The following is a 23114-nucleotide window of genomic DNA, read 5'->3' as shown; positions in this document are numbered from 1 at the left end:
ACTACGCGACCGCAGCCATCGACGGATCGTCCATGCCCAACTCGGCGAAGCCGCGTATCCGGAGCAGACACGAGTCGCAGGTGCCGCAGGCGCGGCCATCGACTGGGTCGTAGCAACTGTGCGTCATCCCATAATCGACACCCAACTCCAGACCACGCTTGATTGTTTGCGCCTTGGTCAGCGCCACCAGCGGCGTGTGGATCTTCAAGTGCTGAGTGCCCTCCACGCCAGCCCTGGTCGCCAGGTTCGCCATCCGCTCATATGCCTCGATGTATTCCGGCCGGCAGTCCGGGTACCCGCTGTAATCCAGGGCGCTCACCCCTATGAACACGTCCGACGAGCCGACCGTCTCGGCGAACGCCAGCGCGAACGACAGGAAGATCGTGTTGCGGGCCGGCACGTAGGTGACTGGAATGTCGGAGTCAAGATCATCAGCACTGTCGTGGTGGGGTACGTCGATCGCGTCGTCGGTCAACGCCGACCCGCCGAACGCGCGCAGGTCGATGTCCGCCACCACATGCCTACTAACGCCGAACGCCTGGGCAACGCGGGCTGCGGCTTCCAACTCGATGGTGTGACGCTGGCCGTAGCGGAAGCTCAGCGCGTAGGGCTCGAAGCCCTCGCTACGGGCGATGGCAAGCACCGTCGTCGAGTCCAAACCACCGCTGAGCAGGACCACTGCCTTCGGTGCTAGCATTGCCGCCCCCAAACTCCAGGAAACTGTGCCGGGATCGAAAACTACGGAGATGTAGTTTCCGTCCTGTTGTGGCTCACGTTAGCGTGCAGAAAGCGCGGATGAAAGTCGCCGCGGGAGCCAGCGAGTAGACCATCGATCTAGTCTCGAACCTTGCGGGTCCGTGCAGGCGTAGACCGCATCCCGAGGCCGGCCCCCGCCACGCCGCTCGGCTGTTACGCGGCCACAGGTGTCGGCAGCCGGCGGGGCACAAGTGCGGCTACGGCCTCGGCAGCGGCGTGGCTGAGTTCGGGCAGCACGTTGGTGTACGTATCGGCCGTGAGCGCCAACGTGGAGTGACCGAGGGTGGCCTGGATGACTTTGAGATCGACGCCGGCGGCGAGGGCGAGGGTGGCGGCGCCGTGGCGGAGGTCGTGCAGACGACCACGTGGTAGGTCAGCCAACGCGACGAGCCTACGGAATCGGCGACTGACGGCGGCCGGATGCCAGGCGAACCCATCGGGGCGGGTGAAGAAGAGTCCCTCATTGCGATCACGGGGCCGCCGGCTGCGGTAGGCGCGTAGGACGGCGACGGTCACAGTGTCGAGTCCGATACTCCGGTTGCTGGATTCGCTCTTCGGGCGCTTCCGGTGCAGTCCGCGGCCGATGGCGGTGATCTGATTGGCGATGGTGATCTCGGCGCGATCGAGTGCGGTGTCGAGGTCACGCAGGCCGACTGCCTCTCCGCGGCGCAGTCCCCGGTACGCGATGAGGTGGAACAGCGGGTAGAGGTCCGGGTCATGCTTGGCGGCGTGATCGAGAAACGCACCAGTCTGCTGCGGCGTCCACACCATGACCGAAGCGGGGACCTGTCCGGTGTCTCGCCAGTGGTCGACCCGCTCTTCGGTCCAGAGCAGTGGTCCGGCCGATCCAGCCCGGCGCATCCGGACGTGTGTGGCCGGGTTCGTCGCGATCAGGCCCTCGGCGATGGCGTCGTTGAGCGCCTTGCGGAGAGTCGCGCGGATCCGTTGGCAGGTGGAGGGGCCGGCGGGCCTCAGTCCACGGACCGAGGCCCGCACCGCAGCGTCACGCGAAGCCTGCGACAAACGGATTTTCGCACCGTTGCTCTCGATGGCATCGAACATGATCCGGATGTCGTCGACCCGCAGCTGGTCGAGGGACAACTCACCCAAATGCGGGATCAGGTGGACCCGGACGTGCCCCTCGTAGGCAAGCAGCGTGTTCGGATCGACCCTGCACCACTGGAGCCAGCGTCGCAGGTAGGTGGCGACCGAGGTGGAACCACCGAGACTGCGCCGAGCCTCAACTTTGCGGCGTACGGCGTCAACGGAGGCAAGCGGCCGCATCCGACGGCTCGCGACCAGTAGATCCGTGATCTCGCCGAGCAGGGTGGCATCGCCCTGAGCAAGGTCGAGCAGGGCACGGGCATGGTCCCGGGCGGCGAGCGCGTCGCGCCGTATCCGGAACCCGCCCCGGCATAGTTGCCGTCGGCGACCACCACTCACCCGGGGCAGTTCCAGCTGGTAGTACCAGGTCCCGTGGTCGATGCTCCACGTCCCGCCTACGCGGCGCAGTCTCGGACAGGGCCCCTCGGACGATCCCGTCGGGCGGCAGCCGCACCGCTTGAAACAGCCAGTAGTGCCCACCGATGACCTCCATGCTGACAGCAGCGCGATCGCTACGGACCAGGACCGATACCGCCCGCAGTCCACCTGGTGCAGTCCAACCAGCGAGCGAGCCGCTCAAGACGTTCAACGCAATACAGCTCAAAAGGTGCGCCGCCCGGAGTCAGCAGTCTTCAACTACATACCCAATGAGCAGGCAATATGGACGACTTGCGATGAGATGTGGATCTTGAGCGATTGAGTTCCGACAACGGCTCCCACGAGGGGCCCACATTTGCCCCCGAACTCACTTCTAATTTGCTAGCCCACAGGTCAGGGCCTTGATCAAGACTCGGCGGAGAGCAAAACTCTCGGTTTAGGAAACCGATGCTCTATCCCCTGAGCTACGAGGGCGCGAGGGTCCAGGGTACCTACCAGCAGCCGCCGACGCGCCACAGGGACCCTCAAAATCTATCAGCGCTGGCAGTGCCACCCGGGGATCACACAACGACCGCATGCGACCGGAGCCGGGCCGCCGTCGCACACGTTCGCGCGCTGCCGCTCACCGACGCTCACCGGCGCCCGAGCACACAACGCGCACACCCACGAAGATCAACAACATCGGGCGGAACGGGCCAATTCGGAACAGACCTGGGGCCCCGACTGGCCGGGGCTCGACGACACCGAACCTCCCCCGGCGGTTGCGCGACACGATCGCCTCCTTCCCACAGTGTCCAGGTCAGTCGAACAGCCGCCCCAGGAGCGCTCCCTGGCCGGACTGGAGGATGTGCGCCGCCTCCAACGGCAGCCAGAAGCACTCGAAACGGGTGGGCTCCCGCTCACCGTCATGATCTTCCTGGCTTGCCCACCGATGGGGCGCAGACTGGGTGAGTTCCAGTTGAAAGACGTGACGATGCTGAATCTCGAACCGGTACGGGCTGATGTCGTACTCGATCTCACCCAGCTTACGAACGATCTTGAAGCCGTCGAGCCCGGTCTCCTCGCGGGCCTCACGCAGGGCCGCATCTTCCGGCGCCTCGCCTGGGCGGACGCTGCCGGCCGGAACCTGGATGCCCACCTCTTCGTAGCTGTAGTCGGTATGCCGGAAGACGAGCAGCCGCCCGTCGCGCACGATGTAGCAGAGCACCTTGTGCTTGACGACCCGCTCGGGCATGACGTCCTCTCCTTGGCCTGAGGCCGGGCCGGATCAGCACCGTCGCCACAAGTAGAACGCATCGCTGGAGACGGCAGGCCGATGACAAGCGGTAACCGTGAGCTCACCCAAGAAACTGTTCGCGACAAGCGCCGAACCGGGCCGATCTGCCGGCCGTCGGATGACAGGTCCTGCCGCCAGCGATCAGGTCTGCGCGGCGCTCGCGGGGTCGCACTTCGCAGTAGCAGATGACGTCGCCGGCAACTGCCTGAACGAGCCCACTTGATCAATGTGGTACCTGGCTGCTCCATGACCGTCGGCCTGGTCCGGGAGATACCGGAGAAGGGACTCGACACCGGCGCGGGGCCACTGGAGCTGGCAAGGCCGGCAGGGCAAACTGTTCGGATGATCGCTAGTGTCTTCTTCGATGTGGGTGAAACGATCGTTGACGAGTCTCGGGAATACGGGACGTGGGCGGACTGGTTGGGCGTACCTCGACACACGTTCTCTGCCGTCTTCGGTGCGGTGATCGCGCGGGGCTTGGACTACCGGGAGACGTTCCAGGTGTTCCAGCCCGGGTTCGACCTGGCCAAGGAGCGGGAACGTCGTACCGCAGCCGGGCAGCCAGAGCACTTCTCCGAAGATGACCTGTACCTCGACACGCGGCCGTGCCTGGCCACGCTGCGGGAAATGGGGGTACAAGTCGGCCTGGCAGGTAACCAGACGGCACGGGCGGAAACGATCCTACGTGCCCTGGACCTGCCGGTTGACGTGATCGGCACGTCGGACGGTTGGGGTGTGGAGAAGCCGTCGGCGGCATTCTTCGATCGGGTCGTAGCTGAAGCGGGCTGCCGGGCCGATCAGGTGCTCTATGTCGGTGACCGCCTGGACAACGACATCCGGCCGGCGCAGGAGGCCGGGATCGCGACCGCCCTGATTCGCCGCGGGCCTTGGGGATACATCCTTGACGACAGGGCGATCAGCGAGCGCTGTCTGTTCCGACTCGACTCGCTGGCCGACCTTCCCGAGCTGGTACGCAAGCACAACGAATCGGTCGCCTAACTTCCAGGCAGGGCTGCCCGGGCGGTCGTGAGGGCGGCGATTCGTTCGTCGAGCTGAGCGCCCTGTCGACCGTCGCCAAGTACGGGGCGTACGGCTCTGACTCGGTCCAGGCCGGTTCCGTACCAGTCGGTGTGCAGCACGTCGACGGCCCGGTTGAGGTAGTCGGCGGCGTGGTCACCATCAGCGCGGTGCGCGGTGGCGAGATCGGCCAGAACGACGCTGCGTTGCTTTGCACCGTGGCCGCTCAGACCAGCGAGGGCCCTCGTGAGCTGGTCCGCAGCCCCGGCGTCGTCACCTGCCGCGAGCGCCGAGTAGCCGGCGAAGGAGTGGAGGCGCCCGGCGTTGTAGAAGTCGAGCCATCCGGGTGGCGTGCTGCTGGTGTCGATCGCGTTGGCGGCGAGGTCGATGTGGTGGCGACTGGCCAGCCCCGCCCCGGCACGCGCTTCGACCTCTGAGGCGACGCAGTGCAGCCAGGAGCGGACCATGGGGCTGACACCGTGCCAGGTGTGCTGGAGGGCTGCGTCGATCAGGGGTCGGGCGCCGGATGGGTCGTTGCTGAAGGCGGGGATGAAGGCCATGTGGCCGAGGACGGCAGCCGCCAGGGAGTGGTCGCCCGCCTCGCGTGTCGCTGCCAGGGCGACGTCGTAGCAGCGTTCGGCAATGGCGGGTTGGCTCAGGTCGAAGAAGGCGAGCCGGGCGGTGAGCAGCGCGGATTCGGCGAGCGCGGTAGCGAGGCTGGATCGACTGTTGTCGCCGGCCGCACGCAGGAGGCCGATCCCGAGCTGGGTGTGGGCGTACGCCGCCTCGTAAAGCGGCCGCGAAGGGCTGGTCCAGTACAGCTCGCGCTGGCACCGCACGATCTGGGTGTACGAGTCTGGGTCGATGGTCTTGCCGTGCGCGTGGGGGGCTTGCGGGTCGAGTGACAACAGTGGTGCGACCATGGGCAGCATGCTGGCGCCGAACAGCGCTCGCAGTACGGATGCCCGGTCCCAGCCCGTGCCGTTTTCGTCTCCGGTGAGCATGTCCCACAACCTCCTGAACTCGTGCAGTGTTTCGGCTTGCGGACGCACGGCCATCTCGTCCGGGGTGAGCAGACCCAGGTCGGCGGCCGGCATCCCGAGGATGGTGACCAGGTGCTTTCGGTAGCGCGGGTCTGGCCACCGCTCGCCGGTCTCCCATCGCCGCACCGTGTTGGCGTTGAGGCCGCTGTCGGCCTCTCCGGCACGGCTCATCTCGGTACGGATGCGTTCGGCGACCTCTTCGTAGGACCAGCCCCGCTGGAGCCTCTCCCACGCTAGCCGACGGTTTGGTGGATAGCGCCGTCCGGTCATCCGGGTACCTCCGCGGATCGGATGTCGATGGGTTCACGCTAGCCACCGTGGCGACAGATCGTCACTACCTGGTTGCGAACGGATGGGTAGTGGACGGTACCGCCCCAGTCCTGTCAACGGTTTCCTGTTGACGAGCATCAACGGCCGCCGGTGATCAAGCGGACCAGCTCACCGACAACTCGTCACAACGCCGAGGACTTCATGGTGGATAGATTGATCGCACATTTCAAGGCGCTCAGTGAGCCGATCCAGCCGACCGTAGCGGCTGGCCCGTTTGTCGTGGGGTTGATCCCTCGTCTGCGTACAGCCGTCGGGGTTGCGCGGGCGGGTGACCGGCGCGGCGCTCCCGGCCGCCGCATCGCGGTGGTGGATCCACCGGGACATCGGTGGATCCACCACGGCCGGCTGGATCGCCTACTGCCCGATGTCGTACTGAGCCCGCTCCGGAACGACCCGAACGGGATTCATCAGACGGCGATGTGGCCATGACCCTCTACGTCTCCCAAAACGCCACCACCGGCACGGTCTCCAGGCCGCGCCCGGCGGCGCCCGCGCACACAGAATCATCGGCGATCGGCCGAGCCGGTGCCGTCTGGGCTGATCCCCCTTTGCTCACCCATGCCTGGCGTCGCGTGTTCGCGCGAACGACCGGTGAAAGCGGTCGCATGTGATCGCCAAGGTCTTGGTGGTGGCGTCGCAAGCTGCATTGGCTCGCACCTGGTCGACGCGCTGCAGATGGGCCGCTGGTTCGGTTTCCGACCTGGCTACCGCGACCTCGTCCGGCTTTACGTCACCGACGAGCTTCGGGAGGCCTTCGAGGCCGTCTGTCGGGACGAGGAATTCTTCCGCGAGGAACTACATCAGTATGCGCGACTCATCGACGGGCGCCCTCAGGTCACCCCCGCGAAGATACCCCCGCTGGTAGCTCAGCGACTGCCGTGGCTCAAGCCCACCGCCGCAAACAAGATGTACAACGCCGAGCTGGTCGAACGCCGTTCACCTGGCAAACCGTTCGAACCGAGAGCATACCCTACTGAACGCAGTCAACGCGCGTATAACGTCGAACGATTCCTGCCGCTCGTAGACGCGGCAACAATTCGGACTCAGCTACCCGGTCGCAGCGAGCACCCCGACGCCGTGCTCGTCGGCCAAGTGCCGCATCGCACGCTCACCGCCGCCCTAAGCGGGCTTAAGTGGAGCGATCCAGCCAATGTTGCACCGGATCTCCGATGGGTCATGTCCCTCACCGACCACGACGTAGATGGGTGGGTGGTCCTCCTTCCACAACAGCGCACAATGGACCATGACCGAATGCTGAATGGACGTGGACCTATTGCCATCGCAACACGCAGCGAAGTCAGGCCCGGGTATTTAAACACCGTTGCCGACTCCATACACCGCCAGTGGGCCATCGACATCGCCCACGGAAGGCACAACGAGCTGCCACGATTGCGTATCCGGCCGAAGACCGGGGCGATTGTCCTCTATCCGACAACCATAGCCAATCAGGTGTCTGGCCAAACCAAGCATCCCATTGACGCACGACAGGTGGTCATGGCGTTCTGTCTCGTCGCCCCCTCGTCGGCAATCAAGGAGACGCAACCGCTCGTTACCTTCCGCAGCCACGACAGCCTCCATACCGAGGCGGCGATCATCGACCGCGTGTAGCCTGCCGTTAGCAGCCCCCCGATTAGCCATTCGCTACTCTTGCACGTCTGGGGAGGACTTTACCTTCACACACTAAGGGCATTTAGGAGTTGCCTCCAGCCAACCTAGTATTGGGTCAGATCGTAGGCATACGGAGTGACTGGCCGCGTTCAAGGCGCGCCAATCCATGTGACTCATGGCGCCAACCATCCATCGCGTAGGGGTAGTTCACCTCTTCCCGATAGATCTGCACACCTGGCGGCTCCACTGTGGCTTGCCAACCAACCGGCAGCGCGGCGACCACCCGTCGCAGGTGAGACATTAGCGGAGCTTTGCCACGCTCCAGCGTGACCTCTCGTCCCACGTAGTCAACCACACTAGCCTTGTCACTCTCACTGCCACTGCGGTCCGATGCGTACCGGAAGAGATCGAATGGCACGGCAGCTTTAAGGGCTGCCAGTGCCCCCAATACAGGCATCGGTCCACCTGCCCCCGCCACTCTAACCGTGACCAGGTGATCCACGGGTCGATCAAGAAACCATTGTCCAGGCTTACCAGACGCACGGCCGCGCCCGACATCCTTCGGGGCAAAGCCTTCGGCAACGTTCCAGGGTGCGAGACCCGCCTCTCTGTACCGCTTGATAAGCACCGACTCCGGGGACGCTGCGTCAACGAATTTATCAACGTATAAACACCGGAACGACATGTCGCTCACATCGATACCAAGCCGCCCCATGCAGCGTCGCCGGTGCTGATTCAACCGGACACGCAAAGTATCCTGGGACTTTCCTATATAGACTGACTCGCCAGCGTGGAACAGCTGGTAAACGCCATGCTCCGGTCCAAGCGCGGAGAGATTTTCCTCCGTCAATGAGACCGGCTCCAGGGAATCCAATGCCTGCGGCAGTTGCTCCAATAGAGCGGCGTTCAGGTCGATAGCGAAGACATCCGCATACGACAGGAGCTCTCCGCGGGCGCGTTGCCGAGGAACCATCACGAAACCCTCACGTCATCGCTACTGCCAGACTCCAGCACCGTCTTCCCCCATCTGCGGTCCATCGGGTCGAAGCCCTGACTTGATCACCTCGAGCATGATTATGCGCCACAAGGAGCCGGGGCGATAGGCCCTTGGACTGCGGTGAGGGCAGCAGACGCTGCACTGCTACTGGTGGACTCCGCCGCCAGCGTGAAATCGTGTCGAACCGGGAGTCGCCTAAGTAGCACCGCCAGCCGCGACGGGGTGACAGTTCAACCCCGTCCCCCAAGAAGCATCCCTTAGGCTGGATTCGCCCGATTTATAATATTTGATGGACTCGGACCATTGTGCACCGATGCAACCGTAAACCGGTTGGTGGATGACGGGATCGATCCTGGCCTCGATAGAGATCGGGGCGCATGGGCTGGGCAGGATCAAGCTAGTGCGGGTGAGTGGGTCCCTGTAGACAGTTGTTGCCATGCCGTGCTCCGGGGCCACTGGGCGGGCAGATGAACGACGATTTGTCGAGCGCGCCTGGTCCGCCTGGGTTGTAGTTGGATCTCGAAGACTAACCTGTCAGACTACGGGGACCCGGCTTGGCGAGTCTGTGGAGGCAGCGGTGACTGACCATTGGACTGCCGAGTTTCGCCTCAGCATCACGCGAGCTCTGGCCGACCAGTTGGAGACCACCCTGCGGCCACTTAAGCCCGCACCCTTGACGACGACGCACCTGTCCAGGGTTCTGGGTCGTCCCGGCGTGTACACGCTGTTCTTCAACGGTCAACGTGTCTACGTCGGCAAGGCCGCGAGTTCGCTGCAGGACCGGCTGACCCAACACCTCCGCAAGCTCTCCGGTCGTTCCGGGCTCGATCCGGCAGCTGTTGGCTTCGTGTGCGTCTACGTGGACGAGGACCTCGACGCCGCAGCGCCCGAGAAGCTGCTTATCAAGAAGTATCGGGAACACGACAGTATTCCCTGGAACACTAATGGCTTCGGCAACAAGGACCCGGGGCGCAATCGGGATACAAGCGTGGTCAAGGCGGTACATTTCGACGCAACCTATCCCATCGACCTTGACTACCGCTGTCGACTGCACCCAGGCTCCCAGCCACTCACGGCGATCTTGGACTCGGCCAAGGGCCAATTGCCCTACCTTCTGCGATTCGACAGCAGCGCTGGGGCCAGGAAGACCTACCGAGACACCTCGTTGACCCCTTCCGACCAGCCCATGAACGCGAGGAACCTCGCGCACCAGGTTATCGCCGCCTTGCCCGTTGGATGGCAGCTGACCGCGTTGCCCGGCTACCTCATCATGTATCAAGAGCGTCGGCGGTACGACAGCGCGCTCGGCTGGTGGCGGCGTGAGTCGGATGGTCAGGTCCTGTACGCCCCGGGCCCGCGCCAATTCGCCGCAGGCAGGGTGGACGCGGACGCGGCCGACGAGGGCACGACTGAGGCCGATCCGCTCTTCGAACTCGACGCGTAGGCAGCCTGCCAGAAGGGCTCATCCCGGTGCCTACTGCCCAGGACTACGTGGAGATCGGTACCTCTTCCGCGCGGGAGCAGTGGCGGTCGATTCTCGCCCGCACGCCGGTCATGGTCGGCCGGCAGGTGGCCTTCCTCCCGGTGGAGACGTTGACCTGCCTCGCCGCAAGCCTGCTGGTTAACCATCGAAAGTACGGTGGCTCCACGGCCCATAGGGCCGAAGCGCCGGTGCCCGCACTCGCGCGGTTGTTTCAGCGGCCCAACAGCAGCGTCCTGGCGAAGATGGCGAACCTCGACGGCAGCCGACGCAACGGTGCGAAGCACGAGATCGAGGTAGCCGCTCACCTCCTGGCGGGTCCGGGAAGTCTCGGCGCTGTTTACCGCGTCATACTCGCCGCAGCGCGGGACGTCGGCATCGGGCCGGCGCGTCTGCCCGACTTTCTCGGACTCGCCGACAACGACTCCGAACTGCTCCTGCTCGGTCAAGGCCAGCTCGACAGCGCGGAGGTCGAACTCGCCGTACAGGCCAGCTCGGCGAACTGGCTTGAGTCGCGAGCCGACCTCGATGAGCGGACGACAGAGCGGCTACTCGTGGCCGCCGTACGGGTTGGCCAGCACCGATTCGCCCACGAGGTGTTACGCAACCACGGACACCGGTGTGTCTTCTGCGGCCTCTCCATCAGCGTGGAAGGAAGCCGCGCGGTGCGGATGTTGGTAGCCAGCCACATCAAGGCGTGGCGATCGAGTAACCACGCCGAGCGGCTGGACGCGCGGAACGGCCTCACCGCCTGCCCAACGCACGATGTCGCGTTCGATACGGGGCTCATGACCGTCAACGGAGGCCTACGCATTCACCTCAAGCCCTCTCTCACCGCCGCCGTTGGCACAGATCCGGCGACCCGAGCCGCGTTTGGCCGACCACCATTGGCTGACCGTCTCCTCCTGCCCGCCGCCGCCCTGCCCCCACGCGCCAAATACCTGGCCTGGCACCACCAGCATGTCTACCGAGAAACACCGGCACCCGCTCTACCGCTCGCCCTCTAACCCAGAGCACGCGTTCGACGGCGTAGACAGCCTGTCGGTGCGATCGCTCGTAGCGATCAACCGCCCCCGAGTCCGGCGGCACGCCCGTCGGGACGTGACTCAATTGTCCTCCGACCTCACGCCGATGGCGCTCAAGCCCAGGCCGTGACGGTAGCCCCCCTCGGCTGCGACCGAATCTCGGTCGCAGCCGGGTTCGGCTCTCGATCGTACCCTCGAGCGCGCGTCATTTGCCTCGTCTAGCGCCCTGGACGCAATGGCCGAACATGACCCTCGCCTCGGACCACCTCCTCAACGCGGTTGGCGGCCTCCGTGGGATCCTCGTGCTCCCAGATTCGGATCACGGTCCAGTCCGCGTCGGCGAGTAACTGGTCGGTCTCCCGATCACGAGCGCGGTTTCCATCGATCTTCTCCCGCCAGAAGCCGCCGTTGGCGTGGGCCGGACGATAGTGCTCGGGACATCCATGCCAGTAGCAGCCATCAACGAAGATCGCGATGCGGGCGGCCGGGAACACCACGTCGGCGGTGCGGCGCAGGGACGGTAGGGGTTTGGCGTTGACTCGGTACCGCAGACCTCTCTTATGCAGAAGCGAGCGCAGGCGCAGTTCGGGGCCGGTATCGCGGGCCTTGTTGGCGCGCATCACCGCCCGTACGGCGGGGGTCTTCGCCCAAGAGCTCGTGGTGACGTCCGGCGCGACGAGAAGACCTCGGTCCCACGCCAAGCGCCACCCCTGGGCCAGATTCTCGGCCCGGGTAGCGTGTTCGACCTCACCGAGGTAGCGAGCGGGTGAGCGGCCCTTATCGGACCAGCGTAGGTAGGCCCGGATGCGACGAGTCCGGGGCAGCAGTTTGAGTTCGACGGACGCGCGGGCCCGCCGTCCGTCGCCGAGATCGACCAACCGCCGGTCGGCCCCGCCAGCGGCTCGGTCCTGCTCAAGCGACGCCGCTCTCCTGCTACGGCCCTGCCGGCCCTTCCACGCTCTCGGATCGGGGGTCTTGTCCGCCCAACGATTGTCGGACGGGGCGATGGCCGAAGTCACCGCTGGCTCGTAGTCTCGTCGAGGGCGGTGGCAATGGCCCGAGCGAAGAACTCACCAAGCATGACGGGCACAGCGTTGCCGAGTTGGCGCATTTGCTCGCTCCGAGGACCGGCCAGCTTCCAGTCGTCGGGGAAGGTCATAACCCGTGCTGTCTCACGTACGGTCATATACCGGTGCTTGTAGGCGTAGGGCGAGCCCTCTAGTGGCTCGGGTAGCAGTTCGTCGGTCAACATCACCGACTCCCCGCCAGGTACGCCGTGCACGCCCGCCTTCACTGTCTTCGCCGGCCGGTCGAGCTCGTTCGGGGTGTGGCCGGCGTAGATTCGCGCGTCAGGCCAGCCGATGTGGCCGGTGAATCCACCGAGTCGGTACTCCCGCCGGTCGAGTCTGTCCCAAGGCACCGCTGGTAGCGGGGGCTGTCCGTCAAGGCCCTTAAGCGCGTCCCGCAGAGTGCGCCATGGAAGCTTGCCGTCGTCCTTTGGAGGAGTATCCGGCAGCCGGGACATGACACGCTCGCGCACGTGGTCGGGCACGTCCGGGTGTCGGTCCCAATACGAGCCGTCCAACATCGATCGGACCAACGCCGTCTCTGAGTAGCGAGGGCTCACGGCCTGCTTGAAGCGTTCGATGTCAACCCCGCGGTCCGCCCTGAACGCCACGATGATGATCCTGTTGCGAATCTGTGGAACACCGTAGTCGGCGGCGTTCACTGTCGTGGTCACTACCTCGTATCGCTGCTTCGGATCCGACGGCTCTTCGGCCAGTCGCCCCTGTAACACCTCGTCATGCTCACGCCACGAAGTGTCGTCGTCACGTTCCACGAACGGCAGCTGCAACTCACGCTCGATGTACTCGAAGTACGGTCTGAAGGAGGGGCGCAGCAAGCCGCGGACGTTCTCGCAGATGACGGCCTCGGGTTGAATCTTGCGGATGGCGCGGAACATCTCCGGGAACATGTTGCGTTTGTCCTCGTCGCCCTTCGCCACCCCACCGAGGCTGAACGGCTGACAGGGTGGTCCCCCGGCGAGCAAGTCCACGCGGCCCCACAGATACTCGAACCGGACCCGGCTCACATCCCCCTCGATCAGGGGCCACCGCTCGCCCGGGTCAGGGATCCACTCCTCGTCGCCCCTCGAAACCGCAGCGTTGGCCTTGAGGGTGTCGCAGGCGTGCCTCACAAGCTCGTTGACCAGCAGGGGCCGGAACCCAGCTCGATGCACGGCCATCGCCAGACCGCCACCACCAGCGAACAACTCCACCGAAGTGCGGTCATTGACTGGCTCTTTTAGCGGCTCAAGCATCCCGGAAGCATACCGCGGAGTTGTCGATCTTTCCAGTAACGCGCCCTGCTATCGACGAACGGACCGATAGGCCGCCGACACGCCACGGGACGCGCTACCCAGAGGTCGCCGAACGCCAGAGCCCGAGCCCCGGGGCAAGCCACGAGGACCGTGTGGTTTGGTTACGCGATCCCGAGGAGGAGCGATGGCGACCTGGCAGTTCGGTCCGTTCGACAACGACGACGCGGTCGAGTGGTGCGCCATATTGGAAGGCAGCGCGCCCGACCAACGCACGGAACTCGTGCGCCGCACGCTCGAAGCAGCAGCCCTGGCCGGGCCCGCACTTCCGCCGGAAAGAGCCGCGCAAGCCATCGCCGCCGCCGCAACCGTAATCCAGTCGCTCACCGGCATGCCATCATCGGAATCGGCCTACGCCCCCCGCTTCCTCCTTGGCCGCGCCGACGTATACGTCGATCCGTCGCTGCGAGACCTGGCCACACGGGCGCTCGAGGCAGTGCTCGCCGAAGGATCGGCGTGGCGCCTGCGGTGGGCCGGAAACATCGAGGAGGAGGAGGCGCTGAGCGTCGTCAAAAAACTTAGCACTTCCCTCGCCACGGGCTCGCCAAGGCCTCATCGTTCGAAGGTAGTGTCAGGCCAGATGCCACGCGAGCGCGCTCTCCAGTTCGGGCAGGAGGTCGGCGACGGCCCGGAAGATCTACCTACCTGACGGACACGCCATGCGACGCCCTCTCAAACACCACGAAGTGACCGCCCAGACATGTTGTCCTAACGGGTCGTACAAGTCGCGATGGGGCGGCGGACAACACCGGGGCGGCATCCCTAGCCCGCGAGCACGGGGGGCGTCCCTATGGGCTTCGTCAAGCGGCGAAGGCATGTTGCCTAGGCCGAGCCCTGGTAGGCCTGCGTCCCGCTGCCAAAACGGCCGGCAGGGTCCGCGTGAAGGGCAAGGGCTACGTCATTAAGGACGGCGACGTCGTAGAGTTTCAGAGGGAGGAACATCTGGGATCGGGAGGGAGTAGCTGTCCTACGCAGCGACAGCGAACATCATGGCCAACGATCCTCTGAACCTCGACAAGTCCGGCGAGTGGGCAGGTCTCTGGTGGTTGCCGGACGACCCTGACGAGCAGATCCCCGGTGTGCTCCGGTACGAGCCGGAGGGCGGCCTGGTGCTCTCGTTGATCGGCGCGTTCGAGGACCGCATCATGTCGAGCCCTTCTCCTGGTGTCGTTGCGGTCCACGAAGGGCACCGGGTGTGGGACGTGATCCACGGTGCGGCCGAGCAGCGCGAGATCACTCTTCTTGCCTGCGTCCCGAATAGCAGCAAGCGGACCATTGGTGCGCGAGTGAAAAGTCCGGACAAGCAGACCGTGATGGCGACGACGGCGCTCATCGGGGCGCACGTCAGCGGCGAGGACGACGCAGCGTTCTCCGCGGCCGAGGTGTCGGTCGAGGACCTCGGGCTCTGGGCAGCCTCGTCGGTGTTCGAGGGCTTTCTCGGAGCCCCCGACGGCAAACCGGACGGAAGCGGAAGCATCTCCGTGAAGCCGTCGGAGACCCAGTCGATCGTGGTTGATGGAACTGAGTTCCGCCTCTCGCACCGGCACACGCTGCCGTTCTTCGATCAGCGGAGGGGCGGGACCGTCGGCCGCGTGCGCGACACCGCGTTCGTGCGAATCGTCCCTACGGACCCGTTCTCCTTGAGCGGTGCGCTGGGCACGGCCAGCCTGGTGCAAGATTTGATCGCTCTCGCGACACACCGTGCCGCCGGCGTGATCTGGTTGCGGCTGGAGGTGGCAGAAGCGGACTCTGTGCCGCGTGGTGACCGCCCTTCGCTGCGCCGAGATGCTGATGTTCTCTACTCGCCCTCTGTGCTTGGTAAGCACGATGCCAAGGCCGCCGACCACCACCGCGTGTTCTTCACGTGCGCATCGTTCCCGTTCGAGGAGGTCGTTCCACGCTGGTGCGAGGCACACGGGCGGCTACAGGCGGCGATCAACATGATCTTAGGCCTCCGCTACGCACCGGCTCGCTATGTCGAGAACAATCTTCTGACGGCGGTGGGCGCAGCCGAGGTGCTGCATCGCCGTCTCGGCATCGATGAGCGCCCGATGCCCGCAGATGAGTTCAAGCCGATGCGCGAAGCCATGCTGACGCACGTGCCCGAGGACCACCGAGAGAGATTCAAGCGAGCTATCCGCAACGACCCGACCCTGCGGGACCGGCTGTACGCGCTCGCTGCGCGTCCTGATGATGTGGCCGTCGGGCTGCTCATGCCGGACGTGGACCGATGGGCGAGGAGGACCACTCGGGCACGGAACGACCTGGCGCACGAGGGTAGCACCCCGGATCACTCCATGGAGGAGTTGATCGCCGTTGTGGAGGTGACCACAGCCGTCGTGATCCTCAACGTGCTGCACGAGCTCGGGTTGCCCCCCGAGCGACAGCGCGAGATCGTGCAGAAGCATCCGCAGCTCCGTGCGACGGCCAGGAGCGCGCGCGAATGGCTGGTTGTCCCGGGAGCCGACTCCTGAAGCCTCGTCTTCTGCCAGCGAGGAGAGTGAGGCGTCTCTATGGATCTTGTCCGGCGGCGAGGGTGAGTTCTCCTGCTGTTTGGCGCTGATAAGGCGTACGAGTCCGGGGCATGGCGTGCAGGACGTCGACGCGACGGCGGGCGAGGCAGATGACTTTGCGGTCGTAGTAGGCGCGGCTATGCGGGTCGGATAGGGCTACGAACGCGGGCAGGAAGAACGGTTTGAGCTGCTTGATGCCGCCTTTGAACGGGTGCTCGCCGACCAGATCGCCGACGGGTGGAAGGGCGGTCCCGATGAGCTTGTCGAAAAAGCCCGGAGGAGCATCCGGTAGCCCCGGCGTACGAAGAGTCTCCTGCTCGTTGGCTTGCCGCGATATCCTCGATCTCCTATGAGCGATGCAGCGGCCTTGACGTTCGACGACTACGCTGCCGAATCGGCTGTTCTCGGGATCTACCGGCAGGTCTTCGCGGTGCTAGCGCGAAACGCCAACGCGATGGTGGACGACGCAAACTCGGTCGGGGCCGATGAGTCGATCTTGCAGGCGTTCGCTGACGGGGGCCCGTCTGGGATGACGGTCGAGCAGGTCGTGCTGGCGTGTCCGAGCGTGCCTGCCGATGTGGTCCGGCGCCGATTTGAGGTGCTGCGTTCGTATCGAGCGGTGACCCGGGTCAACGAGCGGCCGCACGAGATGTTCTACCAGGCGACGTTCGCGCCGTACGTGATGTTGCTCTTCCTGCGCCGCCTGTCGCAGACCGGGGGTCAGGCGGAGCTGCACCGGATGTTGTCGATGGCCCGGCTGGCCTTGGACGAAGATGACACCACCCCGGAAGTGGTGCGCGAGCAGCTGCTGGAGATGACGACGGTCTTCCGGTTGCTGGCGAACCCGATCATGCAGTTGGCGAAGTCGGCGACGGTCGAGTCCTTGCAGACGCAGGCGCAGCCGCTGCTGGGTAACAGCGACCTACTCGACAAGGCGCGGGTGTATCACAACGCGGCGGCGGACCGGCATCCGCAGCTGCTGCCGGAGTGCACGCAGTTGAGGATGGCGCTGGCGGCATATCGCGACGCGTTGAACACCGCAGCCGGGCGGCTGCTGGCGCACGCAGGCAAGACTCGCGCGCTGGGGTTGCTGCCGACCGAGCGATGGCGCACGTTCGCGCGTGACAGCAGCACGGAAGGCCTGGCTCAGGCTCTGAACGGTCTGCTGTTCGACGCGCCAGAGCCGTTCTTCACCGCCGACGATCTGCTGGACGCGGTGGAGGAAGGACTGCAGTCCGAAACCGGCCGAGTGCCGCCGCCGCGACCGCGTGTCGATGACGAGCCTCCGCCGACGGAAGTCGACATCGACTCGGAAGCGACGCTGCTGGCCCGGCCCGCGGAGGAGCTGCTCACCGGGCGGGACGTGGTCACGGTGGCGCAGCTTCTCGCCGATGCCGGTGACTGGCCGACCAGTCGGCGGGTGTTGTCGGAGCTGACCGCGATTCATCTGCGTCCGGAGCTGCCGTACATAGTGACCTGGGGTAATGGATGGCGCGTCGATGTGACATCCACGCGGACGTGGGTCTCCGACGGCTGGTTCCGCCGGGACCAGCGGGAGACAGCGTGAACGAGCGCGACGTGGCCCTGTGGTGGGCCAGGATTCGGTCCGGCGGACCACAGCAGGTCTCCGCCGGTGGGCCGACACCGGCCGGGCTGCGCCGTCTGGTGGAAGCCGACGCCAAGGCAGTGTGGCTGATCCCGAACCTGCCCGACAGCGCGGGACCGACTGTTCTGAGCGAGTACGGAATCCCTGGCTCCTCAATAATGGACAGCAAGGGGACCCTGCGAGTGCTGGCCGCGACTCTGCGATGCTGCTGGCCCGACCCCGCGACGGATCCGTGGCCCGGGCTGCCGGCTTCGACCGGCCACGTCGGTCAGGTGTTGCAGCGGCTGGTGCCAGGCCGCAACAAGGTGAGCCGCCAGCAACTGTTGTCCGCAGGGCTCAGGCGCCTCGCATCATCCGGTTGGGTCCTTCTGGAAGGTACGGACACGGTGCGGATCGGGCCACGAATCGCCTCCTTCGGATCGTTGGAACTGAGCACTCTCAGGGAGCTGTGGCGGTTGATCCCCAACACCACCGACAGCGGGCCGGAGGTGTGGTGAACCGCCCGAATCCCATCTTCGAAGAGGTGCTCGGGACGTTGCCCGACCGGCAGCGAGAGCTGGTCGAAGCCGCGTACGCGCTGCTAGAGCACGGCAGTGGCCCAGTTCACCGGCAGTTCCTGCCCGCGCTGCGGGACGCGACGAGCCGTGAACGGCTGGAGGAGCTACTTCGCCGAACGGGCCGGACACTGGTGTCGGTCGACGCGCTGCACTTCACGTCCGGATTCGACGACGCCGTACGGACCGAGCTCGCCGAGACCGGGTGGCAGCCGCTGTCGTTGGCCGACCGCGCCGTTCTGGTCCTGGTGCTGGTCCACTCGGTGGCGGTCCCGCGCAGCGAGGAGCGAATCGCCGCGGACTCCTGGGACAGCCCGTACCCGACCACGTTGCAGGACGTCACTCGTGACAGCAAAGTGCCGATTGGAGAGGTCAGAGCGGCCCTGGGCCGGTTGACCGCGTGCGGGCTGCTCCGAACAGTCCGGGGCGGCGACCACGACAGCGGCTACGTACCGGGCCCGCAGCTGTCGCGGCTGACGCCGGCCGCCCGCGAGCAGTTGCAGGACCAGTTGATTCTCGCCGCGGCACCGGACCATCCGCTGGCCGCGGCGATCCGGGAACGCCGGCACAACCGCATGGGAGGACAGCGTTGACGTCGGTAGCCATGCCGTCGGACGGCGTCGTCGAGGACATCGTCGGAGCGCGCGTCCTCGCCGGCATCCAGATGGTCAACATCTCACGGCTGTCGACTCATCCGGTGCCGATCACCGCCCGTGGGCTGATCACGATGGCGGGTCAGGGGCCCTCTGACTCCAACGGGGCCGGCAAGTCGTCGTTCATCGCCGGGCTGAGCCTGCTGCACGCCGACGAGCAATGGCGGTTGCAGTCGGGGGCGCAGGCCGCTGCCGAGTTGCTATTCACCGCCGAACTCGCCGGCCAGGAGGCGATGCACGCCAACGCCGACCGCGGCTACCTGATCGGCGTTTTCGTGCCGTCGCAGGCCGAGACGGTGGAAGAACTGGACGCGTCGGCGTTGACGGTGTGGCTACGGATCAACCGGCAGAGCCCGCACGTTGAGCTGCGGTGGGCCCATCGGCTACACGTGCCGTTCGGTGACACGGAGGACGAACGAGCCGGCGGCGCCGACGGGTTGTGGGACGCCTTGCCGCGCAGCAACGGCCGTACCGATATCCGCGCCAACCGGCTCGCTCGCACCCTGTACGGCTCGACAGTTCGATGCGTGTCGTTCCTGTCGACCTCGGTACGGGCCAGCCCGACCGCGAACCTGCTCGCCCAGCCGCTCAACGAGCTGACCCCGGAGCGGATCTTCGAGGCCATCGGAGCGCTGACCGGTTTGACCGCCGAGATCGAACAGGAGCAGCGGTCCAGGGCCGAGGAGTACGAACAGGCTGGGAAAGCCGAGCGGGCCGAGTCGGAGTACGAGTTGTGGGACGGCCGGATGAAGGTCGTCGAGGATGGCATCGCCTCGCGGGAGCAGTCCCGGACGTTGCTAGCCGAGGCACGTGACGGTTGGCGAAGTCGCTGTGCCCGGTACCTGGTCGACGGCGTGCACGAAGCCGAACGGATCGCCGCGGATGTCGAGGCGAAGGAACGTCGGCGTGAAGAACTGGATGCGAAGATCGAGACGGCCGGCGGTGAGGTGGATCGGCTATCCGACGACAAGGCATTCGATGAGAGCTGCCGCACCCGGATCAAGGCGTACGAGGATCTCAAGGCTGCCGAAACCGCACTGCAGGACGAGCAGAACAAGAACGTCGGCTCGATCGAAACCCTTGGTGGACAGCTGCGGCGCCTTAAAGCCGACGCGGCCGTAGCGGACGGGCGCACCGTTGAACAGGCCGAGGATGAGATCACCGAGGCCGAGAAGATGATCCAGGCGGCGGAACGGGCCAAAGGTCGTACCGAACACGCGCTGGGGGTCGCCAAGGCGGCGCTGTCCGCCGCAGAGAAGGGCGAGGATGTCGCGGTCGCCCAGGTCCGGCTGCTACGGGCGAACGACATCACCGCAGCGCCGCTGGTCGACACGATCTCCTTGACCGAACAGCAGCGGCCTACGTGGGAGGCGCGGCTGCTGCCCTATCGGCACGCGGTCGCCGTCGCTCACCACCAAGCTCGGGATGCCGTCCGACTACTGACCGCACTGCCAGGCAGCCTACTGGTCGAAGCAGACCCCATCGATCATGTGGCCGAGCCGGGCCTGCCCGCCGCTGCGGACCCCGACCTACCGGTGAGCCGGTTCCTCGCGGCGTTAGCCGAGCGAGCCGGAGCCGACGAGCACATCGATCCCGTAGCTGGCGTGCACGGGATCGCCGGGTTACCGGAATCACTGACCGGCCGTGCCGGCCGGATCCGAGGCGCTCAAGATCAGGTGAAAGGAGCCGCCAGCGAGGACGACGAGGCCGACGAGGGGATCCGCGAGGCCAAACGCATCAAGGGCCGCGCCGACACGCACCTACGCGGCGCGAAGGCCGAGGCCGAGGCCACAGTGGTTCGCGACAAGGTGACGAAGCTCCGCAATCGCAACTCCGCAACCGAACTGGAGCTGAACAAACTCGGCGGGCCGTTGCAGCAAGCCAAGGTCGGCTACGAGGCCGCCCTCGGCGAGAAAGCCGCCCGGGCTCAGCAGATCGAGGCGGCAAACAGCACCCTTACCAGGCTAAAGAAGGAACTCGAAGATAACCGCAGCCAGTGGCGAGCCCTGCTGCAGCTGCGTACAGATCTTGACTTGCCTCGCCTGCACGCGCAGTGGACCGGAACGGTGGAGTCCGCCGAACAGCACCTGCTTACGCTCGACGAGAGTGAGGCGCTGCGGCCGTCGGCGGAGTGGGACGAGCTGTGCGCGCGGCTGGCCAATGAGGTTCGCGCCGTGTGTTTCCCGCCCGGTGACCCGGAGCAGAACCGGCCGGAGGAACTCCGGGTCGTCGACGAGCAGCGCGCCGACCGGCGCACCGGAGCGTACGTACGGCTCATTCCCGACGTGTTGAGGATCGTCGGCAACTTCCTGACTGATCATGAGCGCGTCGACCGGGAGAATGCCTCGCAGATCCAGCAGGAGCGGCAAGCCAAGACCATCACGCTGACCGGCGCGAAGGCCGCACTCGACGAGGCCCGGCGAACATCGGAGGCGCTGCGGTCGACCACCGCCAAGGCCATCAAAGCGAAACTGCGTCAGGTGTCCGACGAGTTTGACCGGCTCGACCAGACCTACGGCGGCTACGGCGGCAACCTCGATTTCCCTGAACCGGAAGCCCCCGCCGACCCCGAGAAACCGTGGCAGTGGACGATCACCCCACGGTGGCGGCGCGGTGAGGGAAAACCGCCGTCGTCGTACCGGCTGCGCGGCAACACGGCACAGATGGACGACAAAGCGGTGAAGCTCGTCTGCGCGGCGGCACTCGCCGGCGCCCAGGACCGGCCGCTGTTGCTGGTCCTCGACGAACTCGGCCGCAACCTGGGTGCGGCACACCGCCGTGACGCCGTCGCCCTCTTCGAGAACATCGGCCGGGACCGTGCGATCAGCGTCGTCGGCGCCCTGCAGGATGACATGGAGCGGTACGCGATCGGCGCGTCCAGCCTCTACATCAAGCTGAGACGCCCGTCCGACACCATGCCGTACAACCAGGCGCCGGTCGTCATCGGCAGCGAAGCCGACACCACCCGGGTGCAGCTGCTCTCCGACTGGATGACCTCGTTCCGGCCGGAGCCGCAAACATGACCGACACCGACGGCACCGTCCCAGAGGAACCGGACCCCGAAATCACTCTCAGCTGGATCCGTGACTACCCGGGCCTGGTCGCCTACGCGCCGCTGCCGCCCAGCGGGCACTACCCCCGGGACAGCCGCGGTCGGCCGAGACCGCGATCCGCCCGCCTCCGCACCGAAAACCCTGGCCAGGCTCCACGCCGACCGGACGGACTACTCAGCGACAGCGACTGGACCTGGGTCATTCGCAGCGAGCACAGCTGGGCCGGTGTCAGCAACAAGTTCGGCGCTGACGCGCTGCGCATCATGCTGGAACTCGCCGCATCCGGCTGTGTGACGATCGGCTACACCCTTAACAGCAACGCCCTGGCCCAGCCACCACGCCGGGTGTACCCGCACCCCGACCTGGCGGCAGCAGAACAAGCACGCCGAAGCCGCCGACGCGACGACACCAGCACCCTTCGAACCAGGGCGGAGCAGATCGCATCGGCGATCGCCGATGACTGGCCGGATGCCAGCCGGGCCCTACGCGTCACCGACCACCCCGACCGGCTGTTGTGGGCGCTGCGCGCCGCCGCCGACCTCGCTGAGGGCCGTACCCACGATTCCCTCCGCGCATTCGTGCAGAGCCACGCCAACGACACGAAAGCCCGCGACGACGTGCATCATCTGCTCGCCGCTATGGGTTTCGACCACGAGACACTCATCGCGCTCGGCGTGGCCCGCAACCCGTACATCGGGCTCGGCGGCCCGATCCTGCTGCACACGACCACCGGCTCCGTCCTCGACCTGTCGGCGATGCCCGGCCCGCACGACATCCGACTGAGCCCCCACGCGCTGCCGCGACTGACCGTCTCCGGGCACACCGGCGTCCTGCTGGTCGTGGAGAACCGGCAGGCGGCCGAAACGGTTTGTGACACCCGGCCCGACCTGCCGGTCGTCTGGTGCCACGGACAGCCGCCCGCAGCCGTCGTGTCGATGATCGTCCAGGCCGCGCAGCAGACCTCAGCAGTCGTCATCTGCGCGGACGCCGACCTCGGAGGCGTCCGCATCACCGCCCGCGTCCACGACAACCTGCCGCTGGGCACCACCATCCACGTCGTGGACGTCGGCACGGTGCAGCACGACGAAGGCCGGACATTCAACACCCACAGCCGTACCCACCTCGAGCAGCTCGCACAACGCCCGGACCAAATCGGCGCCTTCGCGCAATGCTGCCTGAACCGGGGCTACGCGATCGAGCAGGAAGCCACCGCACGGGCCGCCCTTCACACCGTTTTGAAGAGCCAGCCACCTTCGTAAACCGCACTGGCGCCTTCTCACAGTTGCCGGTGCACCGGCAACTGTTTTGAACGGGACGAGCGAACCTCGACCTACTCCGCAAACG

General features: G+C 65.9%; 19 protein-coding genes and 1 tRNA gene. 12 read left to right on the top strand and 8 right to left on the bottom strand.

Going from position 1 to position 23114, the window contains the following annotated elements; genetic code table 11:
• Position 1: 1 nt before the first annotated feature.
• The 4 genes from queC to OG792_RS02255 form a co-directional block, all read right to left on the bottom strand.
• Positions 2-679, bottom strand: a complete 678-nt coding sequence (gene queC, locus OG792_RS02270; RefSeq protein WP_329106878.1) for a 7-cyano-7-deazaguanine synthase QueC — start codon at positions 677-679, stop codon at positions 2-4.
• Positions 680-909: 230 nt separating this feature from the next.
• Complete coding sequence (locus tag OG792_RS02265; protein WP_329106876.1) at positions 910-2406, bottom strand: tyrosine-type recombinase/integrase; 1497 nt, start codon at positions 2404-2406, stop codon at positions 910-912.
• 188 nt (positions 2407-2594) lie between these two features.
• Positions 2595-2712 (bottom strand) — tRNA-Arg (locus OG792_RS02260).
• Between the two features lie 325 nt (positions 2713-3037).
• Positions 3038-3472, bottom strand: a complete 435-nt coding sequence (locus OG792_RS02255) for an NUDIX hydrolase (RefSeq protein ID WP_329106874.1) — start codon at positions 3470-3472, stop codon at positions 3038-3040.
• Positions 3473-3856: 384 nt separating this feature from the next.
• Here OG792_RS02255 and OG792_RS02250 point away from each other — a divergent pair, with 384 nt between their 5' ends.
• Positions 3857-4513 (top strand): HAD family hydrolase, encoded by a 657-nt coding sequence (locus OG792_RS02250; RefSeq protein ID WP_329111058.1) that lies wholly within the window; start codon positions 3857-3859, stop codon positions 4511-4513.
• On the opposite strand, the gene OG792_RS02245 is transcribed toward OG792_RS02250, so the two are convergent.
• A complete protein-coding gene (locus tag OG792_RS02245) occupies positions 4510-5745 on the bottom strand; it encodes an XRE family transcriptional regulator (RefSeq protein WP_329106872.1) in 1236 nt (411 codons plus the stop codon). The two genes, OG792_RS02250 and OG792_RS02245, sit on opposite strands and share 4 nt — an antisense overlap.
• Before the next feature lie 584 nt (positions 5746-6329).
• Here OG792_RS02245 and amcA point away from each other — a divergent pair.
• Positions 6330-6515 carry a multiple cyclophane-containing RiPP AmcA gene (gene amcA, locus OG792_RS02240; protein ID WP_329106870.1) on the top strand — a complete coding sequence of 62 codons (186 nt, stop codon included), beginning with the start codon at positions 6330-6332 and terminating at the stop codon, positions 6513-6515.
• Positions 6496-7512: a Z1 domain-containing protein gene (locus OG792_RS02235; protein WP_329106868.1), complete on the top strand. Its 1017-nt coding sequence runs from the start codon at positions 6496-6498 to the stop codon at positions 7510-7512. The genes amcA and OG792_RS02235 overlap by 20 nt, the downstream gene beginning before the upstream one ends.
• 115 nt (positions 7513-7627) lie before the next feature.
• Here the strand turns inward: OG792_RS02235 and OG792_RS02230 are convergent, their stop codons facing one another.
• A complete protein-coding gene (locus OG792_RS02230; RefSeq protein WP_329106866.1) occupies positions 7628-8485 on the bottom strand; it encodes a GIY-YIG nuclease family protein in 858 nt (285 codons plus the stop codon).
• A gap of 601 nt (positions 8486-9086) precedes the next feature.
• Here OG792_RS02230 and OG792_RS02225 point away from each other — a divergent pair.
• Entirely contained in the window at positions 9087-9953 is an 867-nt protein-coding gene (locus OG792_RS02225) for a hypothetical protein (RefSeq protein ID WP_329106864.1), read from the top strand.
• Between the two features lie 47 nt (positions 9954-10000).
• Positions 10001-10996 (top strand): HNH endonuclease, encoded by a 996-nt coding sequence (locus OG792_RS02220; protein WP_329106862.1) that lies wholly within the window; start codon positions 10001-10003, stop codon positions 10994-10996.
• A 236-nt stretch (positions 10997-11232) separates the two neighbouring features.
• Here the strand turns inward: OG792_RS02220 and OG792_RS02215 are convergent, their stop codons facing one another.
• Both OG792_RS02215 and OG792_RS02210 read right to left on the bottom strand, forming a co-directional pair.
• Entirely contained in the window at positions 11233-12033 is an 801-nt protein-coding gene (locus OG792_RS02215; RefSeq protein WP_329106861.1) for a very short patch repair endonuclease, read from the bottom strand.
• Entirely contained in the window at positions 12030-13334 is a 1305-nt protein-coding gene (locus OG792_RS02210) for a DNA cytosine methyltransferase (protein ID WP_329106859.1), read from the bottom strand. Before OG792_RS02210 ends, OG792_RS02215 begins: the two co-directional genes overlap by 4 nt.
• 184 nt (positions 13335-13518) lie before the next feature.
• Here OG792_RS02210 and OG792_RS02205 point away from each other — a divergent pair, with 184 nt between their 5' ends.
• The 7 genes from OG792_RS02205 to OG792_RS02170 all read left to right on the top strand — a co-directional run bounded on the left by OG792_RS02205 (position 13519) and on the right by OG792_RS02170 (position 23029).
• Complete coding sequence (locus OG792_RS02205; protein ID WP_329106858.1) at positions 13519-14040, top strand: DUF4259 domain-containing protein; 522 nt, start codon at positions 13519-13521, stop codon at positions 14038-14040.
• A gap of 340 nt (positions 14041-14380) precedes the next feature.
• Positions 14381-15865, top strand: coding sequence for a HEPN domain-containing protein (locus OG792_RS02200; protein ID WP_329106856.1), 1485 nt, complete (start codon positions 14381-14383; stop codon positions 15863-15865).
• A 388-nt stretch (positions 15866-16253) separates the two neighbouring features.
• Positions 16254-17471 (top strand): hypothetical protein, encoded by a 1218-nt coding sequence (locus OG792_RS02190; RefSeq protein ID WP_329106854.1) that lies wholly within the window; start codon positions 16254-16256, stop codon positions 17469-17471.
• The gene (locus OG792_RS02185) at positions 17468-18007 is read left to right on the top strand and encodes a hypothetical protein (RefSeq protein ID WP_329106852.1); all 540 of its coding nucleotides are present in this window, start codon (positions 17468-17470) and stop codon (positions 18005-18007) included. Before OG792_RS02190 ends, OG792_RS02185 begins: the two co-directional genes overlap by 4 nt.
• Complete coding sequence (locus tag OG792_RS02180; protein ID WP_329106850.1) at positions 18004-18657, top strand: hypothetical protein; 654 nt, start codon at positions 18004-18006, stop codon at positions 18655-18657. The genes OG792_RS02185 and OG792_RS02180 overlap by 4 nt, the downstream gene beginning before the upstream one ends.
• Entirely contained in the window at positions 18654-21740 is a 3087-nt protein-coding gene (locus tag OG792_RS02175; protein ID WP_329106848.1) for a hypothetical protein, read from the top strand. Before OG792_RS02180 ends, OG792_RS02175 begins: the two co-directional genes overlap by 4 nt.
• Positions 21737-23029 (top strand): DUF2399 domain-containing protein, encoded by a 1293-nt coding sequence (locus tag OG792_RS02170; protein ID WP_329106847.1) that lies wholly within the window; start codon positions 21737-21739, stop codon positions 23027-23029. The genes OG792_RS02175 and OG792_RS02170 overlap by 4 nt, the downstream gene beginning before the upstream one ends.
• Positions 23030-23114: the final 85 nt, after the last annotated feature.

Origin of the sequence: Micromonospora sp. NBC_01699, assembly GCF_036250065.1 — a bacterium.
In the GTDB taxonomy this organism is placed as follows: domain Bacteria; phylum Actinomycetota; class Actinomycetes; order Mycobacteriales; family Micromonosporaceae; genus Micromonospora_G.
The sequence above is the reverse complement of the archived record's forward strand: the minus strand, read 5'-3'. Positions and strand labels throughout refer to the sequence as shown.

Coding starts and splice junctions, on each gene's coding strand:
- OG792_RS02255 (WP_329106874.1), bottom strand. CDS start 3,472: ATGCCCGAGCGGGTCGTCAAGCACAAGGTGCTCTGCTACATCGTGCGC.
- OG792_RS02250 (WP_329111058.1), top strand. CDS start 3,857: ATGATCGCTAGTGTCTTCTTCGATGTGGGTGAAACGATCGTTGACGAG.
- OG792_RS02245 (WP_329106872.1), bottom strand. CDS start 5,745: ATGAGCCGTGCCGGAGAGGCCGACAGCGGCCTCAACGCCAACACGGTG.
- amcA (WP_329106870.1), top strand. CDS start 6,330: ATGACCCTCTACGTCTCCCAAAACGCCACCACCGGCACGGTCTCCAGG.
- OG792_RS02230 (WP_329106866.1), bottom strand. CDS start 8,485: ATGGTTCCTCGGCAACGCGCCCGCGGAGAGCTCCTGTCGTATGCGGAT.
- OG792_RS02210 (WP_329106859.1), bottom strand. CDS start 13,334: ATGCTTGAGCCGCTAAAAGAGCCAGTCAATGACCGCACTTCGGTGGAG.
- OG792_RS02205 (WP_329106858.1), top strand. CDS start 13,519: ATGGCGACCTGGCAGTTCGGTCCGTTCGACAACGACGACGCGGTCGAG.
- OG792_RS02200 (WP_329106856.1), top strand. CDS start 14,381: ATGGCCAACGATCCTCTGAACCTCGACAAGTCCGGCGAGTGGGCAGGT.
- OG792_RS02190 (WP_329106854.1), top strand. CDS start 16,254: ATGAGCGATGCAGCGGCCTTGACGTTCGACGACTACGCTGCCGAATCG.
- OG792_RS02170 (WP_329106847.1), top strand. CDS start 21,737: ATGACCGACACCGACGGCACCGTCCCAGAGGAACCGGACCCCGAAATC.